The 15,098-nt window shown below is 70.3% G+C and carries 17 protein-coding genes; 11 read left to right on the top strand and 6 right to left on the bottom strand.

Annotated features, from left to right (window positions below):
* Window positions 1–7 precede the first annotated feature (7 nt).
* Genes HLA95_RS08090 through rsmA form a run of 3 tightly spaced genes read left to right on the top strand, consistent with a single transcriptional unit; the run spans window position 8 to window position 4,432 of the window.
* Window positions 8–2,197: an LPS-assembly protein LptD gene (locus HLA95_RS08090; RefSeq protein WP_191061202.1), complete on the top strand. Its 2,190-nt coding sequence runs from the start codon at window positions 8–10 to the stop codon at window positions 2,195–2,197.
* A gap of 37 nt (window positions 2,198–2,234) precedes the next feature.
* Window positions 2,235–3,614: a peptidylprolyl isomerase gene (locus HLA95_RS08095; RefSeq protein WP_222182957.1), complete on the top strand. Its 1,380-nt coding sequence runs from the start codon at window positions 2,235–2,237 to the stop codon at window positions 3,612–3,614.
* Window positions 3,611–4,432, top strand: coding sequence for a 16S rRNA (adenine(1518)-N(6)/adenine(1519)-N(6))-dimethyltransferase RsmA (gene rsmA, locus HLA95_RS08100; RefSeq protein ID WP_222182958.1), 822 nt, complete (start codon window positions 3,611–3,613; stop codon window positions 4,430–4,432). The genes HLA95_RS08095 and rsmA overlap by 4 nt, the downstream gene beginning before the upstream one ends.
* Here the strand turns inward: rsmA and gmk are convergent.
* The gene (gene gmk, locus HLA95_RS08105) at window positions 4,429–5,085 is read right to left on the bottom strand and encodes a guanylate kinase (protein ID WP_191062429.1); all 657 of its coding nucleotides are present in this window, start codon (window positions 5,083–5,085) and stop codon (window positions 4,429–4,431) included. The genes rsmA and gmk overlap by 4 nt on opposite strands.
* Window positions 5,086–5,158: 73 nt before the next feature.
* Here gmk and HLA95_RS08110 point away from each other — a divergent pair, with 73 nt between their 5' ends.
* Window positions 5,159–5,890: an SDR family NAD(P)-dependent oxidoreductase gene (locus HLA95_RS08110; RefSeq protein ID WP_222182959.1), complete on the top strand. Its 732-nt coding sequence runs from the start codon at window positions 5,159–5,161 to the stop codon at window positions 5,888–5,890.
* A 6-nt stretch (window positions 5,891–5,896) separates the two neighbouring features.
* Here the strand turns inward: HLA95_RS08110 and mltG are convergent, their stop codons facing one another.
* The 5 genes from mltG to fabD all read right to left on the bottom strand — a co-directional run bounded on the left by mltG (window position 5,897) and on the right by fabD (window position 10,355).
* Window positions 5,897–6,898: an endolytic transglycosylase MltG gene (gene mltG / locus HLA95_RS08115; protein WP_322100113.1), complete on the bottom strand. Its 1,002-nt coding sequence runs from the start codon at window positions 6,896–6,898 to the stop codon at window positions 5,897–5,899.
* Between the two features lies 1 nt (window position 6,899).
* Entirely contained in the window at window positions 6,900–8,162 is a 1,263-nt protein-coding gene (gene fabF / locus HLA95_RS08120) for a beta-ketoacyl-ACP synthase II (RefSeq protein ID WP_191061828.1), read from the bottom strand.
* A 46-nt stretch (window positions 8,163–8,208) separates the two neighbouring features.
* A complete protein-coding gene (locus tag HLA95_RS08125; RefSeq protein ID WP_159713379.1) occupies window positions 8,209–8,442 on the bottom strand; it encodes an acyl carrier protein in 234 nt (77 codons plus the stop codon).
* A gap of 192 nt (window positions 8,443–8,634) precedes the next feature.
* Entirely contained in the window at window positions 8,635–9,369 is a 735-nt protein-coding gene (gene fabG / locus HLA95_RS08130; RefSeq protein WP_222182960.1) for a 3-oxoacyl-[acyl-carrier-protein] reductase, read from the bottom strand.
* A 38-nt stretch (window positions 9,370–9,407) separates the two neighbouring features.
* Window positions 9,408–10,355: an ACP S-malonyltransferase gene (gene fabD, locus HLA95_RS08135; protein ID WP_222182961.1), complete on the bottom strand. Its 948-nt coding sequence runs from the start codon at window positions 10,353–10,355 to the stop codon at window positions 9,408–9,410.
* Between the two features lie 229 nt (window positions 10,356–10,584).
* Between fabD and rpsF the strand changes: the two genes are divergently transcribed.
* From rpsF to HLA95_RS08170, 7 genes are all read left to right on the top strand, one after another.
* Complete coding sequence (gene rpsF, locus HLA95_RS08140; RefSeq protein WP_191062640.1) at window positions 10,585–11,040, top strand: 30S ribosomal protein S6; 456 nt, start codon at window positions 10,585–10,587, stop codon at window positions 11,038–11,040.
* The gene (gene rpsR / locus HLA95_RS08145) at window positions 11,037–11,318 is read left to right on the top strand and encodes a 30S ribosomal protein S18 (protein WP_157505604.1); all 282 of its coding nucleotides are present in this window, start codon (window positions 11,037–11,039) and stop codon (window positions 11,316–11,318) included. Before rpsF ends, rpsR begins: the two co-directional genes overlap by 4 nt.
* A 12-nt stretch (window positions 11,319–11,330) precedes the next feature.
* Window positions 11,331–11,888 carry a 50S ribosomal protein L9 gene (gene rplI, locus HLA95_RS08150; protein WP_191062272.1) on the top strand — a complete coding sequence of 186 codons (558 nt, stop codon included), beginning with the start codon at window positions 11,331–11,333 and terminating at the stop codon, window positions 11,886–11,888.
* A gap of 172 nt (window positions 11,889–12,060) precedes the next feature.
* Window positions 12,061–12,684, top strand: coding sequence for a polyhydroxyalkanoate synthesis repressor PhaR (gene phaR, locus HLA95_RS08155; protein ID WP_222182962.1), 624 nt, complete (start codon window positions 12,061–12,063; stop codon window positions 12,682–12,684).
* Between the two features lie 42 nt (window positions 12,685–12,726).
* A complete protein-coding gene (locus HLA95_RS08160) occupies window positions 12,727–14,106 on the top strand; it encodes a leucyl aminopeptidase family protein (protein ID WP_222182963.1) in 1,380 nt (459 codons plus the stop codon).
* The gene (locus tag HLA95_RS08165) at window positions 14,103–14,549 is read left to right on the top strand and encodes an acyl-CoA thioesterase (protein WP_191062253.1); all 447 of its coding nucleotides are present in this window, start codon (window positions 14,103–14,105) and stop codon (window positions 14,547–14,549) included. The genes HLA95_RS08160 and HLA95_RS08165 overlap by 4 nt, the downstream gene beginning before the upstream one ends.
* A 55-nt stretch (window positions 14,550–14,604) precedes the next feature.
* Window positions 14,605–15,087: a hypothetical protein gene (locus HLA95_RS08170; protein WP_222182964.1), complete on the top strand. Its 483-nt coding sequence runs from the start codon at window positions 14,605–14,607 to the stop codon at window positions 15,085–15,087.
* The last annotated feature ends 11 nt before the right edge of the window (window positions 15,088–15,098 follow it).

Consider the following 15,098-nt stretch of genomic DNA (forward strand, 5'->3'; position numbering starts at 1 on the left):
GCGTCGGATGAATTTTGCGCGTCGCCTGCAGCCGGCCTTGCTGGCCGCCACCATGCTTTGCAGTCTCGCCCTCGCCGCCCAGGCGCAGGACCAGGCCCCGCCGGAGGTCCTGCTGACCGCCGACCGGCTGGATTTCCAGCAGCGGGACAACCTGATCGCCGCCGAGGGCGACGTACAGATCGACCGCGACGGGCGGACCCTGCTCGCGGACAAGGTGACCTGGGACCGCAACACCGACATCGTCATCGCCGAGGGCAACGTCGTCCTGATCAGCGAGGAAGGCGAGACCGTGTTCGGCGACAAGGTCGAGCTGTCCGACAGCCTGCGCGCCGGCTTCATCCAGCAGGCGAGCGTGCTGCTGGCCGACGACAGCCGGCTGGTCGCCCGCCGTGCGGTGCGCTCAGGGGGCAACCGGACCGAGCTGGATCGTGCGGTCTACAGCCCCTGCCCCTTGTGCGACGACCCGGACAGCTCGCCGCTCTGGCAGATCAAGAGCCGCAAGGTGACCCACGACCAGGTCGCCAAGGACGTCATCTACGAGGACGCGACCTTCGACCTGTTCGGCATCCCGGTCATGTACCTGCCGCGCTTCAGCCACCCTGACCCGTCGGTGGACCGCAGGTCCGGCTTCCTCCAGCCGAGCTTCGGCAGCCGCACCGGGCTCGGCGCCTTCATCCAGGTCCCGTACTACTACGTGATCTCGCCGTCCGAGGACGTCACGATCGCGCCGCTGGTCACCACGGAGCAGGGCGTGGCGCTGTTCGGCGAGTACCGGCGGATGGACCGGTTCGGGCCGACCGAGCTCGAGGGCAGCGCCACCTATGCCGACCGCTATGCCGGCAGCAACGGCACCCGCACCGAGAAGGATTTCCGCGGCCACTTCCAGGGTACCGGCCGCTATGTGTTCGAGGACGGCTATGGCGGCGGCTTCGATGCCTTTTTGGCCTCGGACGACACCTATCTGCGCCGCTACGACATCGACGACGAGAACCTGCTGGTGAACCGGCCCTGGGTGGACCGGGCCTGGGACACGAATTACGGCGTGCTGGATGCCTTCTACTTCCAGGGCCTGCTGCAGTCGGACGACCCCGGCCTGACCCCGTTCGTGCTGCCGCGCGGCCAGTTGCGCTGGTCCACGCCGACCAACGGCTCCTGGGGCGGCTTCTACGACGTCGACACCTCGGTGCTGGCCCTTACCCGCAGCGACGGGCTGGACACGCGCCGGCTGTCCGGCCGGCTCGGCTGGAGCAAGCCGATGGTCGGGCGGTTCGGCGACGTGCTGCGCTTTTCCGCCTCGATGCGGGCGGACGGCTACCAGACCGAGGGTGACCCGGAGACCTTCTCCGACAATGGCGGCAGCAACACCACCGGCCGGCTCTATCCGCTGCTCTCGGCCGAGTGGAGCCTGCCGCTGATCAGGACGACCGAGAGCGGCTGGCAGCACCTGCTGGAGCCGGTGCTGGTCGGCCACTGGTCGCCCTATGGCGGCAACCCGGAAGACATCCCCAACGAGGACAGCCAGTCCTTCGACCTGGACGACACCAACATCTTCCAGGCCAACCGCTTCACCGGCCTGGACCGGGTGGAGGGCGGCCCGCGCGGCGCCTACGGCCTGCGCTTCGGCTCGTTCTCGCCGGAGACCTTCCGGGTCTCGGGCATGCTCGGCCAGTCCTGGCGCCTCAAGGACGACAGCACGTTCGAACCCGGCACCGGCCTGGACGAGAACTTCTCCGACTTCGTCGGCCGGATCGAGATGCACCCGGCCCAGTGGCTGAACCTGTCCTACCGGTTCCGGGTCGACGACGAGCTGAAGGAGATGACCAAGAACGACCTCCTGGCCTCGTTCAACTGGCGGCGCTTCGGCCTGGGCGTGGGCTATCTCAGCCTGACCGACGACCCCGATCTCGAGAACGTCCAGGAGCGCAAGGAGCTGACCGCCACCGTGCGCGCCGGGATCACCGACAGCTTCTCCCTCTCGGCGGGCGTGCGCCAGGACCTGGTCGCGGACGAGCCGGTGACCTATGCGGTCGGGTTCGTCTACAATCACCCCTGTCTCGTACTGGTCGCCGGCCTCGAACGCGACTACACGGAGGATCGTGACGCCGGGCCGGCAACGACGCTGCTATTCCGCGTGACGCTGAAGAATCTCGGCGAGTTCGGCGGCCGGACCAGCCTCACCGGAGGCGGCACCAGCTGAACCGCCACCGAGCAACCCCGCGGTGATAAAAAACGGCATGATCGCACCCCTTACCCGCGCTGCCCTCCTTTCCCTGGCACTGCTGGGCAGCGCGGCCACCCTGCCGGGCGAGGCAGCCGCGGCCGGCCGGATCGTCGCCGTGGTCGAGGACCAGGTCATCTCCACGGGTGACCTGGAGGACCGGGTGTCACTGGCGCTGGTGTCCTCGGGCCTGGCGAACACGCCGGAGAACCGCGACCGGCTGCGCCCGCAGGTGCTGCGCCTGTTCATCGACGAGACCCTGCAGCGCCTGGAGGCGCAGCGGCTGGGGTTGACCGCCACGCCCGACGAGATCAGCCAGACCCTGGCGAACATCGCCGAGCGCAACACCATGACCATGGACCAGCTCGACGAGTTCCTGCGCGGGCAGGGTGCCAGCCTCCTGACCCTGAAGCGCCAGGTCGAGGCCCAGATCCTGTGGGCCAAGGTGGTGGGCCAGCAGCTCCGGCCGCGGGTGCGCATCGGCCCCGACCAGGTGGACCTCGCGATCCGCGAGGCGGAGCGGGCACGCAACGAGCCGCAATGGCTCCTGGCGGAGATCACCCTGCCGGTGACCGAGACCGACCAGGACAGCCAGGTGCGCGCGGATGCGGAGGAGCTGGTCGACGCGCTGAACAAGGGCGCCTCCTTCGCGGCGCTGGCGCGCGAGTTCTCGGCCTCGTCCACGGCCGCGGCCGGCGGTGACCTGGGCTGGGTGCGGCCATCGGGGCTGACCGAGGAGACCCGCACCATCGTCGCCGACATGGGCGTGGGCGACATCCAGGGCCCGGTCCGGACCAATGCGGGCTGGCAGATCTTCATGATGCGCGCCCGGCGTGCCGCCGGCGAGAACGCCGAGGTGGAGATGCCCCCGCCCCCGCCGCCGCCGGCCCCGGCCCGGCCGGCCATCCCGCCGGACCGGGTCCATCTGGCCCAGTACGTCATCCCGGTGCCGGAAGATGCCGGCGAGGCGGAGCGGAACAAGCTGCTCGAGCAGGCGGTGGGCTACCAGAACCGCTTCAAGTCCTGCAGCAGCCTGGAGGCGGCGGCCGCGGAATCGGGCGGCGAAGGCAGCGGCGATCTCGGCTGGCTCGATGTCGCCGACCTGCCGCAGGTGCTGACGCAGCTCGTCAGCAACCTGCCGAACAACCGGCTGAGCCCGCCACTTACCGGGCCGGCCGGCATCCAGCTCATCATGGTCTGCGACCGGGAGGGCGGCCAGCTCCCGCGCGCGGCCGAGGCGCCGCGGCCGGTCCAGCCCACCCCGCCGCCCCCGCCGCTGCCGTCCATGGACCGCGAATCGGTGCAGCGCCGCCTGGAAGCGCAGCAGCTCGACCGGCTGGCCGACCGCTACCTGCGCGACCTGCGCCGCGACGCCTATGTCGACCTGAGGGCATGAGCCTGCCGGGCCCGGCCGAGATCCTGAAAAGGTCCGGCCACCGCGCCGACAAGCGCCTGGGCCAGCACTTCCTGCTCGATCCCTCCATCCTGGACCGGATCGTCGCCGCGGCGGGTGACCTCGGGGGCCGCACCGTGCTGGAGATCGGCCCCGGGCCGGGGGGCCTGACCGGTGCGATCCTGCGCGCCGGTGCCGGACGGCTGGTGGCGGTCGAGCGCGACCCGCGCTGGATCCAGGCGCTGGCACCGCTGGTGGAGGCTGCCGACGGGCGGCTGCAGGTGGTGGCCGGCGACGCGCTGGCCTTCGACGCCGCCGCGCTCGAGCCTTTGCCGGCGCTGGTGGTGGCGAACCTGCCCTACAACATCTCCACCCCGCTCCTCTTCCACCTCCTGGCCCAGCGGCGGCATTTCCAGCGTCTGGTGCTGATGTTCCAGAAGGAGGTGGCCGAGCGGCTGGCGGCGAAGCCCGACAGCGAGGGCTGGGGGCGGCTGGCGGCCATGACCCAGTGGGCCTGCCGGGTCGAGTACCTGTTCCGCCTGCCCAAGGGCGCCTTCAGCCCGCCGCCGGAAGTGGAATCGGCGGTGGTGCGGCTGACCCCGCGCGCAGCACCGGAGCATCCCTGCGACGAGCGGCGCCTCGGCAGCGTGCTCGCGGCCGCGTTCGGCCAGCGGCGCAAGATGCTGCGCCAGAGCCTGAAGCCGCTGGTCAGGGACCCGGTGCCACTCCTGGAGGGCCTGGGGATCGACCCGACCCGGCGCGCGGAAACGCTGGACCTGGCCGAATTCACCCGGATCACGAACGCGCTGGACGGCGTCTAGGCCAACCCTGTGCCCGAGCGGCGGAACTGCTCGACGAACTCCGCCAAGCCCAGATTACGCCGGCGCTTCAGCCGCTCGGCGATCAGGATGCCGGTGAGCGCGCGCATGCTGGTTTCGAGGTCGTGGTTCACGATCACATAGTCGTATTCGGCCCAATGGGTGACGTCGTTGGCGACCTGGGCCAGCCGATGGCGCACCACTTCCTCCGGGTCCTGGGCGCGCGAGCGCAGCCGCCGCTCCAGCTCGGCCATGGTCGGCGGCAGGATGAAGATGCCGACCAGATCCTGCTCGGCCGCCAGACGAAGCTGCTGGGCGCCCTGCCAGTCGATGTCGAACAGCACGTCCTTGCCGGCGGCCAGCGCCAGCTCCACCGCCGGGCGCGGCGTGCCGTAGCTGTAGCCATAGACATGGGCATGCTCGAGCAGCTCGCCGCGCTCCACCATGCTCCCGAACTGGTCCTTGTCGATGAAATGGTAGTGGACGCCGTCCACCTCGCCGGGGCGGGGCGGCCGCGTGGTCACCGAGACCGACAGGGACACGTCCGGGTCGCGCTCCAGCAGCGTGCGCGTGAGCGTGGTCTTGCCCGCACCCGAGGGCGAGGAGACGACCAGCATGACCCCGCGCCGGCGGATCACGGGTGAGGTGGTGGTCATCGCTCAGGCTCTCCGGTAGTGCAGCGCCCGGAGGTCTATCGGCAGGCACCGGATCATCCAAGGGGACTGGACCATGCACCGGCTGATCACGGGCGCTTCCAGCGGGATCGGCCGCGCACTCGTGGCGCGCTGGGCACGGCCCGGCACGCTGCTCTCCCTCCAGGGCCGCGACCGGGCCCGGCTGGAGGAGGTGGCGGCCGCCGCAATGCAGGCCGGCGCGGACGTCGACATCCGCAGCGTGGACGTGCGCGACACGGGCGCACTGGCCGCCTGGGCCAGCGAGCGTGACGCGGCCCGCCCGGTCGACATGGTGGTGGCCAATGCCGGGATCGCCGGCAATCCCGGGGTGAGCGGTGCCGAGATCATGGCGGTGAACGCGGTCGGCAAGATCGCCACGGTCGAGCCGCTCCTGCCGCGCATGAGGGCGCGCGGCCGCGGCCATGTCGTGCTGGTGAGCTCGCTGGCCTCGTTCCTGGCCTCGCCCACCGGGCCCGCCTATGCCGCCAGCAAGGCCGCGGTACGTCGCTACGGCGAGGGGCTGCGCCCGCGGCTGGCGCGGGACGGGGTGCGGCTGAGCGTGGTCTGCCCGGGCTTCGTCGACACGCCGCTCACGCGGGTGAACCGCTTCCCCATGCCGTTCCTGATGGATGCAGGGCGCGCCGCGGAGATCATCGACGCGGGCCTCGAGGCCGGCCGGGCGCGCATCGCCTTCCCGCTGCCGACCTATCTCCTGGCGCGGTTCATGGGCCTCATGCCCGCCGCACTGCGCGACCCGATCCTGATGCGCCAGACGCCGAAGGAGTAGCGCCGCTCACTGCTGGGAGCGCTGGAATGCCCGCCACTTGCGAACATTGGCATTGTGCTCCTGGAGCGTACGGCCGAACGCATGCCCGCCGCCGCCATCGGCCACGAAGTAGAGATAATCGGTGTCGGCCGGGTTCACCGCCGCTTCCAGGGCGGCGCGCCCCGGCAGGGCGATCGGCCCGGGCGGCAGGCCGGCACGCTGGTAGGTGTTGTAGTCGTCGTCGAGCTTGAGGTCGGCGCGGGTCAAGGGCCGGCCGAGGTCAGACAGGCCCTTGGTCAGCGCGTAGATCACGGTGGGGTCGGCCTGGAGGGGCATGCCCCGGCGCAGCCGGTTCACATAGACGCTCGCCACCGTCCGGTACTCGTCGGCGAGCGCCGTTTCCTTCTCGATGATGGAGGCGAGCGTCACCGCCTCCTCCAGCGTGTCGAACGGCAGGTCCTCGGCGCGGTTCGCCCAGATCTCCTCCTGGGCCTTGCGCATCGCCGCCACCATGCGCTCCGCCACCGCGCGCCGTTCCTCGCCGCGCTGGAAGAAATAGGTCTCGGGCAGGATGCCGCCTTCGGGCGGCAGCTCCGGGAGGTCGCCGGTCAGCCGCTCCTCCGCCTCGAGCAGCGCCCAGGCCTCGCGCACCGTCCGGCCCTCGGGCACGGTCAGCCGGTGCAGCACCTGCCGCCCGGCCTCGATCATCGCCAGCGCCTCGTCCGGCGTGATGCCGGGGGCGAAGCGGTACTCGCCCGCCTGCAGGCGCCGGTCGCGCCCGGACAGCCGGGTGGCGAGCCGCAGCCGCAGGGCGTCGTCGATCACGCCCGCCTCCTCCAGGCGCGCGGCGATCCCGGCCAGGCCGACGCCGCGCGGCAGGAGGATGTCGACCTCCTGCGCCAGCGGGCCGGGCGTGGTCATCCAGGCTTCGAGATGACGATGGGCGAAGAACGCGCCGCCGATCAGGATCGCAGCCAGGCACAGGCCAGTGACGAGCAGCAGGACCCGGCCGCGGCTGAGGATCCGCACGTCAGTCCGGAACGCCGACGATCAGGGAGGCGTTGGTGCCGCCGAAGCCGAAGCTGTTGGACAGCGCGTTGCGGATGCGGCGCTCCTTGGCCTTGAGCGGGACCAGGTCCACGCCTTCGGCCGCCTCTTCGGGGTTCTCCAGGTTCAGGGTCGGCGGGGCGATCCCGTGCCTGATCGCCAGGATCGAGAAGATCGCCTCGACCGTACCGGCGGCTCCCAGGAGATGGCCGACCGCGGACTTGGTCGACGACATCGAGACGTTCTTCATCGCATCGCCGAACAGCCGCTTCACCGCGCCGAGCTCCAGCTCGTCGCCAAGCGGCGTGCTGGTGCCATGCGCGTTGACATAGTCGATGTCGGCGGGCGTCAGCCCAGCGCTGCGCAAGGCCGCCGTCATCGAACGGAAGCCGCCGTCCCCGTCCGGACTGGGCGCGGTGACGTGGTAGGCATCGCCGGACAGGCCATAGCCCTTGATCTCGGCATAGATCTTGGCGCCGCGGGCCTTGGCATGCTCGTATTCTTCGAGCACCAGCACCCCGGCCCCTTCCGCCATCACGAAACCGTCCCGCCCCTTGTCCCAGGGACGCGACGCCTTTTCCGGCGTGTCGTTGTAGCCAGTCGAGAGCGCCCGCGCCGCGGCAAACCCGGCAAGACCGAGCCGACCAACGGCCGCCTCCGTGCCGCCGGCCACCATGACGTCGGCATCCCCGTAGCGGATCAGCCGCGAGGCATCGCCGATCGCGTGGGCGCCGGTCGAGCAGGCGGTGACCACGGAATGGTTCGGTCCGCGCAGCCCGTACTTGATCGAGACCTGGCCGCCGGCGAGGTTGATCAGAGCACTCGGGATGAAGAAGGGGCTGATCCGCCTGGGACCCTGCTTTTCCAGGACCAGGGCCGCGTCGGCGATCGCGTTCAGGCCGCCGATGCCGGAGCCGATCAGCACACCCGACCGGTTCTTCTGCTCATCCGTGGCAAGCGGGATGCCGCTGTCGGCGATCGCTTCCGCGGCCGCGGCCATGGCGAGCACGATGAAATGGTCGTTGCGCCGCAGTTCCTTGGCGTCGATGAAGTCGGTCGGCTTGAAGCCGCCCGGCTCCCCCTCGCCCGGCACCAGCCCGGCCACCTTGGCCGGCAGGTCCGACACGTCGAACCGATCGATGCGGCGCAGCCCGGATTCTGCGGCCACGAGCCTGTTCCAGCTCGTCTCGACCCCCGTACCCAGCGGGGAGACCATCCCCAGCCCGGTAACGACAACACGCCTCATGACGATCGTTCCAACGTTGCGACGGATGCCAAGGCCTCAGCCAGGATCAGCTGTTGGCCTTGATGAAGTCGATCGCGTCCTTCACGGTGAGGATCTTCTCAGCCGCGTCGTCGGGGATCTCGACCCCGAACTCCTCCTCGAACGCCATCACGAGCTCGACGGTGTCGAGGCTGTCGGCGCCGAGATCATCGACGAAGCTCGCGTTCTCCTGCACCTTCGCCTCTTCGACACCAAGGTGCTCGACGACGATCTTCTTAACGCGCTCAGCGATATCGCTCATCGGAAACGGTCCTCGACCCTGGACTGACTGGAACACCCGAACCCGGCGCATCGCGAGCAATACGGCCGACCTACCCCCGGGCGTGGCGGGCTTCCTACACGATGGCTCGAACCTTGACCAGCGTCCGGCCGGTCAAGGCTTCGCCTCGGTGCGCAGATCGTATTGTTTCTGCCGAAGACAAGGGCACAGCCCTCAGATCATCGCCATTCCGCCGTTCACATGCAGCGTCTCACCGGTCACATAGGCGGCCTCGTCGCTGGCCAGGTACACCACGGCGGCCGCGATGTCGGCACCCTGGCCCAGCCGGCCCGCCGGGATGCGGCCGAGCAGGCTGTCGCGCTGCTTCTCGTCGAGCTTCTGGGTCATCGCGGTGTCGATGAAGCCGGGTGCCACGCAGTTGACGGTGATGCCGCGGCTGCCGAGCTCGGCAGCCAGCGCCTTGGTCATGCCGACCAGCCCGGCCTTGGCCGCCGCATAGTTGGCCTGCCCGGCATTGCCGGTAGCACCCACCACCGAACCGATATTGATGATCCGGCCATGGCGGCGCTTCATCATGCCCTTCAGGCCCGCGCGCGAGAGGCGGAACACCGCCGACAGATTGGTCTCGATCACCGCCGACCAGTCGTCGTCCTTCATCCGCATCGCCAGCATGTCACGGGTGATGCCGGCATTGTTGACCAGCACGTCGACCGGGCCCGCCGCCTCGGCCTCCTTCATCAGCCGCTCGGCGGCATCCGGCGCCGCGAGATCGGCCACCACCACCTGCACCCGCTCGCCCAGCTCGGCCGCGAGCTTCGCCAGCACCTCCTCGCGCCGCCCGGTGATCACCAGCGAGGCACCCTGCGCGTGCAGCGCCCGGGCGATCGCCTCGCCGATGCCGCCCGTGGCACCCGTGACCAGCGCGCGCCGCGCCGAGAGATCGAACATCATGCTTCTCCGGAAGAAAATCGGTCGAAAGGAAGGGATCAGGACAGGGCCGCAGCCACGGCGTCGAGATCGGCCGGCTCGGCGAGGTTGAGGAGGGTGGTGCCCGGCACGGCGCGCTTGGCCAGCCCGGTCAGCACCTTGCCTGCCCCCAGCTCCAGCATGCTGGTGACGCCCAGCCGCCCCATGGTGGCCATGCTCTCGCGCCAGCGCACCCGGCTGGTCGCCTGGCGGACCAGGAGGCCCGGCAGGCTCGCCGGGTCGGCCACAGGCTCGGCGGTGACGTTGGCGATCAGCGGCACTGCCGGCGCGGCGAACCGCACCTCGGCCAGGGCGCGCTCCAGGCGCTCGGCCGCCGGTGCCATCAGCGCGCAATGGAACGGCGCACTTACCTGCAGGAGCACGACCCGCTTGGCACCCCGCTCCTTGGCGATGGCGACCGCCCGCTCGACCGCCTCCTTGCTGCCGGACAGGACCGCCTGGCCGTCCGCATTGTCGTTGGCGAGCTGGCAGACCCCGCCATCCGCCGCGGCGGCATCGGCCACCGCCATGGCGGCGTCGGGGCCGAGGCCCAGCACCGCGGCCATGGCGCCCTCGCCCGCCGGTACCGCGTCCTGCATCGCCTCGCCGCGCAGGCGCAGGAGGCGGGCGGCGTCGGCCACGGCGATCGAGCCGGCCGCGGCGAGCGCCGAATACTCGCCCAGCGAATGGCCGGCAACATAGTCCAGCCGGTCGGCGAGCCTGCCGCCCAGCCGCTCCTCCAGGGCCCGCACGGCCGCGAGCGAGGTCGCCATCAGGGCGGGCTGGGCGTTGGCGGTGAGCGTGAGGCGGTCGGCCGGCCCCTCGAAGATCAGGGCGGAGAGCTTCTCGCCCAACGCCTCGTCGACCTCCTCGAACAGCCGGCGCGCGGCCGGCGACGCCGCGGCCAGGGCACTGCCCATGCCCACTGCCTGCGCGCCCTGCCCAGGAAACACCGCGATCACGGCCATGCTTCTTCCCTTTTGGCTTGCCTTGCGCGCTCGTGGAGGATGCGAGGCAGCCGCGGATGTCAAGCGTGCCGGCGCTTGCATCGGGCAAATGCGCTGCTATGTTCCGCCGGCTTCGTGGTCCGGGCAACCGGACCCGAGGGTCGCGTGCTGCACGGATCAGCAACCCGTACCGCTTTGGTGGTGGCGGGGATTCGTGCTGTCCATATCAAGGCAGGCCAAAGGGAACGTCATGCCCTTTTACGAGCACACCTTGATTGCGCGTCCCGATCTTTCGGCTCAGCAGGCGCAGACGCTCTCCGAGAGCATCGCGCAGATCATCGCCGACAACGGCGGTTCGGTCAGCAAGGTCGAGTACTGGGGACTGCGCAATCTCACCTACCGGATCAAGAAGAACCGGAAGGGCCATTACCTGCACTTCAACCTCGACGCGCCGGCTGCGTGCATCGAGGAACTGGAGCGCCAGGAGCGCATCCATGAGGATGTGCTGCGCTACCTGACCGTCCGGGTCGAGGAGCTGGATCCCAACCCGTCGCAGATCATGGTTGCCAAGAGCAGCCGCGAGGAGCGGGGCCGCCGCGACGACGGCTATCGCCGTGACCGCGACGACCGTGGCCCGCGCGAGGACCGCCCGCGCGGCGATCGTGACGAGCCGCGCCGCGAGCGCCGTGAGGAGGAAGTGGCATGATGGACAACGATGCCGGCGAACGCCGCCGTCCTGCCGAGCCGCCGGCGATTACCATCCGCCGGCCGTTCTTCCGCCGCAAGAAGGCCAGCCCCTTCGCGCATGCCGATGCGCCGGCGATCAACTACAAGGACATCAAGCTGCTGCAGCGCTTCATCAGCGAGCGCGGCAAGATCGTCCCGCGCCGCATCACGGCGGTGACCGCCAAGGAGCAGCGCGCGCTGGCCCAGGCCATCAAGCGCGCCCGCGAGCTGGCGCTGCTGCCCTACGTGGCCGGCTGAGGAGGGCCGAACATGGAAGTCATCCTCCTGGAGCGCGTGCACAAGCTCGGCCAGATGGGCGAGATCGTGCGGGTGCGCAACGGCTTCGGCCGCAACTACCTGATCCCGCAGGGCAAGGCGGTCAACGCCACCAAGGCCGCGCGTGAGGATTTCGAGAAGCGGCGCGTGCAGCTGGAAGCCCGCAATCTCGAGCTGAAGGGCGAGGCGCAGAGCCTGGCCGGCAGCGTCGAGGGCCGCACGATCGTGCAGATCCGCCAGGCCGGTGAGGCCGGCAACCTGTTCGGCTCGGTGACCGCGCGCGACATCGCCGCCGCGCTCACCGCCGACGGGCTGTCGATCGACCACCAGCAGATCCGCCTGGAGAACCCGATCAAGACGTCGGGCCTCCATCCGGTGATCGTGGCCCTGCATCCCGAGGTCGAGGTCACCATCACGGTGAACGTCGCCCGCACGGTCGAGGAAGCCGAGATCCAGGCCGGCAAGGCCGCCCCGGTCGAAGAGGAGGAGGCCGAGGAGGCCGAGCTCGACGACGAGGACGACCTGGAAGCGCAGATCCTGGCGATCCGCTAAAAAACCCCACTTCGGGGTCGGGTTTCGCTGCACTGCGCAACCGCGTTGCAAAGCCTGTGTGCGTGTGCACAAACTGGCCGTCGATGGGCCAGGATACAGGTGAAGATCAGGGGCTCCTTCGGGGGCCCCTTTTCGGTTGCAGGATGGGCGAAGTCCATCGAAGGGGCGCCAGATGAGCACACGTACGGCGGACGCGGCGGAAACCGGCAGCGAGAAGGTCGCGATCGTCAAGAAATACGCGAACCGCCGCCTCTACAACACGGCGACTTCCAGCTACGTGACGCTGGACGAGCTCAGCCGGATGGTCCGCGACGGCGAGCATTTCCTGGTCTACGACGCCAAGAGCGGCGAGGACATCACCCGCTCGGTGCTCACCCAGATCATCCTCGAGGAGGACGGCAAGGGCCGCAACCTCCTGCCGATCGGCTTTCTGCGCCAGCTCATCAGCTATTACGACGACAGCCTCCAGCAGGTGCTCCCGCGCTATCTCGACATCAGCATGGAGAGCTTCACCCGGCAGCAGGATCAGATGCGCGCCTATCTCCAGGGCACGTTCGGGCCGTTCTTCCCGGCCGAGCGGTTCGACGAGATGACCCGCCAGAACATGGCCCTGCTGCAGAACGCCGCCCGGATGTTCAATCCGTTCGCCGCCGCGGCAGCGGCCGCCGGCACGAAGGAGCCGGCCCAGCCCGCGCCGCCGGCGGCCGATCCGGTCCGCGACGAAGTGACGGAGCTGAAGAACCAGCTGGCCGCCATGCAGCGCCAGATCGAGGAGATCGGCAAGAAGCGCGGCTGACGCCCGCCTGCCTTCCCCTTTTCCCCCAGCAAGGGACGCCGGATGACCCTCGCCTGCTTCCTGCCGGCCGGCACACCCGCCCGCCGCATCACCCTGGTGCCCGCGGCCCGCTGGGCCGACAGCCTGGCCGATCTGGCGCCAGCCGCCGCTGCCTGGGCGGAGGCCACCGGCTTCCGGCCCCGGCCCGGTGCAATGCTGTTCGTCCCGGGTGATGGGGGCGAGCCTGCCGCCACCCTGCTGCTCCTTTCCGACCCGGCCGAGCCCGGCGACATCGCCCAGGCAGTGGGTGCCCTCCCGGAGGGAGACTGGGCGCTGGACGACCCGCAGGGCCTCCTGCCGGCCGACCGGGCAGCGCTCGGCTGGGCGCTCGCCGCCTACCGGTTCGAGCGGTTCCGCCGGTTCGATGCCGGCCTGCCCCGGCTGGTGCTGCCGGGCGGGGGTGCGGCGGAGCAGGGTGTCCGGCTGGCGGAAGCGGTCTGGACGGCGCGCGACCTGATCAACCTGCCGGCCAATGAGCTGGGCCCGGGCGAGCTGCTGGAAGCGATCGCCGCCCTGGGGCAGCGGCATGGCGCGGAGGTGCGCCGCATCCATGGCGAGGAGCTGCTGGCCAAGGGCTTCCCGCTGGTCCATGCGGTCGGCCGGGCCGCGGCCAGGCAGCCGGGCCTGATCGACCTCACCTGGGGCGATCCCCGCCATCCCAAGGTCACGCTGGTCGGCAAAGGCGTGTGCTTCGACACCGGCGGCCTCGACATCAAGCCGTCCTCGAACATGCTGCTCATGAAGAAGGACATGGGCGGTGCTGCGGTCCTGACCGGCCTGGCCAGCGCCATCATGGCGGGTGCGATGCCGGTACGCCTGCGGCTGATCGTGCCGGCGGTCGAGAACAGCATCTCGGGCAGCGCGTTCCGGCCGGGCGACATCCTGCGCTCGCGCAAGGGGCTCACCGTCGAGATCGGCAACACCGACGCCGAGGGCCGGCTGATCCTGGCGGATGCCCTGGCGCTGGCCGACGAGGAGGAGTGCGATCTCCTCCTGGACGCCTCGACCCTGACGGGTGCGGCGCGGGTGGCGGTCGGCCCCGACCTGCCGGCCATGTTCACGCCCGACGAGGCGCTGGCGGCCGAGCTTCTCCAGGGCGGCCTGGATGCCGGGGAACCGCTCTGGCGCCTGCCGCTGCACGCGCCCTACCGGCGCATGATCGAGAGCAGCGTCGCTGACTTGAACAATGCCGGGCAGAGCCCGTTCGCCGGCGCCATCACCGCTGCGTTGTTCCTCCAGTCCTTCGTGACCCGCACGCAGCGCTGGGCCCATCTGGACCTGTTCGCCTGGAACCCCGAGAGCCGGCCGGGCCGGCCCAAAGGTGGCGAGGCCACCGGCCTGCAGGCCCTCCACGCCGCCATCGCCAGGCGCTACCGGCCATGAGCGAACGGCCGAGGCGGACCGGGCGCGGCGACTACCTTCGCTTCTTCCCGGTCCAGACGCGCTGGACCGACAACGACATGTACGGCCATGCCAACAACGCGCTCTATTACGAGTGGTTCGACCTGGCGGTGAACCGGCTGATGATCGAGGAAGGCGGCCTCGACCCGACCGGCGGCCCGGTGATGGACTTCGTGGTGGAAAGCGGCTGCCGCTACCACGAGGGCGTGGGCTTTCCCGATGCGCTGGAGGTGGGCATCCGGGTCGGCCGGCTCGGCACCAGCTCGGTGCGCTGGGAATGCGCGGTGTTCCTGGCCGGTGCCGAACTGGCGGCCGCGGACGGGTTCTTCGTCCACGTCTTCGTCGACCGCGCCACCCGCCGGCCGACCCCGATCCCGCCAGCGCTGCGCCAGATGATGGAGCCGCTGACGGGCGCTGCCATCTGACTTTACCCGAAGGCGGATCCGTGCCAACCGGGCCGGGTACCGCGCGGAGATCGGGGTGGACACGATCCAGACCAAGCTCAGGGTCAATCTCGCCCAGCGAGAGTTCGAGGTGGCCGGCAGCGAGGCCTTCGTGCGCGAATATACCGAGCGGATCGAGCTCTTGCTGGAGCGGCTGGCCAATGGCGCCGGGCCCGTGCTCGCCGCCGCCGCCGAGCCGGCACCGGCGCGCGAGGCCGACACCGAGCTCGGCGAGTTCGGCGCCTTCATCCAGCGCCTGCCCGGCACGGCCACGGAAGTCGATACCATGCTGGCCGCGGGCTATTACAGCCAGGTCAATTCCGCGGACGACACGTTCGCAACCGCCGAAGCCAACAAGCGTTTGCTGGAGCAGGGCATCAAGCTCGGCAACCCGTCGCAGTGCGTGCGCCAGTCGCTGGTCGCCAAGCGGGTCTTCCTGGTCGCGCGCGGCCGCTTCCGCGTCTCGCAGCACGGCCGCGCTCATCTGCGCCAGTTCCTGGGCTCGCTCGTCCCGGACTGACGCGCCGGAGG

The organism is Geminicoccus harenae, from assembly GCF_019800005.1.
In the GTDB taxonomy this organism is placed as follows: Bacteria; Pseudomonadota; Alphaproteobacteria; order Geminicoccales; family Geminicoccaceae; genus Geminicoccus; species Geminicoccus harenae.

What these genes read in the sequence shown, in the direction of transcription:
- fabD (WP_222182961.1), bottom strand. Translation starts at nt 10,355, where the DNA reads ATGGCCGTGATCGCGGTGTTTCCTGGGCAGGGCGCGCAGGCAGTGGGC.
- HLA95_RS08160 (WP_222182963.1), top strand. Translation starts at nt 12,727, where the DNA reads ATGACCCTCGCCTGCTTCCTGCCGGCCGGCACACCCGCCCGCCGCATC.
- phaR (WP_222182962.1), top strand. Translation starts at nt 12,061, where the DNA reads ATGAGCACACGTACGGCGGACGCGGCGGAAACCGGCAGCGAGAAGGTC.
- rpsF (WP_191062640.1), top strand. Translation starts at nt 10,585, where the DNA reads ATGCCCTTTTACGAGCACACCTTGATTGCGCGTCCCGATCTTTCGGCT.
- HLA95_RS08090 (WP_191061202.1), top strand. Translation starts at nt 8, where the DNA reads ATGAATTTTGCGCGTCGCCTGCAGCCGGCCTTGCTGGCCGCCACCATG.
- HLA95_RS08110 (WP_222182959.1), top strand. Translation starts at nt 5,159, where the DNA reads ATGCACCGGCTGATCACGGGCGCTTCCAGCGGGATCGGCCGCGCACTC.
- HLA95_RS08095 (WP_222182957.1), top strand. Translation starts at nt 2,235, where the DNA reads ATGATCGCACCCCTTACCCGCGCTGCCCTCCTTTCCCTGGCACTGCTG.
- HLA95_RS08165 (WP_191062253.1), top strand. Translation starts at nt 14,103, where the DNA reads ATGAGCGAACGGCCGAGGCGGACCGGGCGCGGCGACTACCTTCGCTTC.
- gmk (WP_191062429.1), bottom strand. Translation starts at nt 5,085, where the DNA reads ATGACCACCACCTCACCCGTGATCCGCCGGCGCGGGGTCATGCTGGTC.
- fabG (WP_222182960.1), bottom strand. Translation starts at nt 9,369, where the DNA reads ATGTTCGATCTCTCGGCGCGGCGCGCGCTGGTCACGGGTGCCACGGGC.
- HLA95_RS08125 (WP_159713379.1), bottom strand. Translation starts at nt 8,442, where the DNA reads ATGAGCGATATCGCTGAGCGCGTTAAGAAGATCGTCGTCGAGCACCTT.
- rpsR (WP_157505604.1), top strand. Translation starts at nt 11,037, where the DNA reads ATGATGGACAACGATGCCGGCGAACGCCGCCGTCCTGCCGAGCCGCCG.
- rplI (WP_191062272.1), top strand. Translation starts at nt 11,331, where the DNA reads ATGGAAGTCATCCTCCTGGAGCGCGTGCACAAGCTCGGCCAGATGGGC.
- rsmA (WP_222182958.1), top strand. Translation starts at nt 3,611, where the DNA reads ATGAGCCTGCCGGGCCCGGCCGAGATCCTGAAAAGGTCCGGCCACCGC.
- fabF (WP_191061828.1), bottom strand. Translation starts at nt 8,162, where the DNA reads ATGAGGCGTGTTGTCGTTACCGGGCTGGGGATGGTCTCCCCGCTGGGT.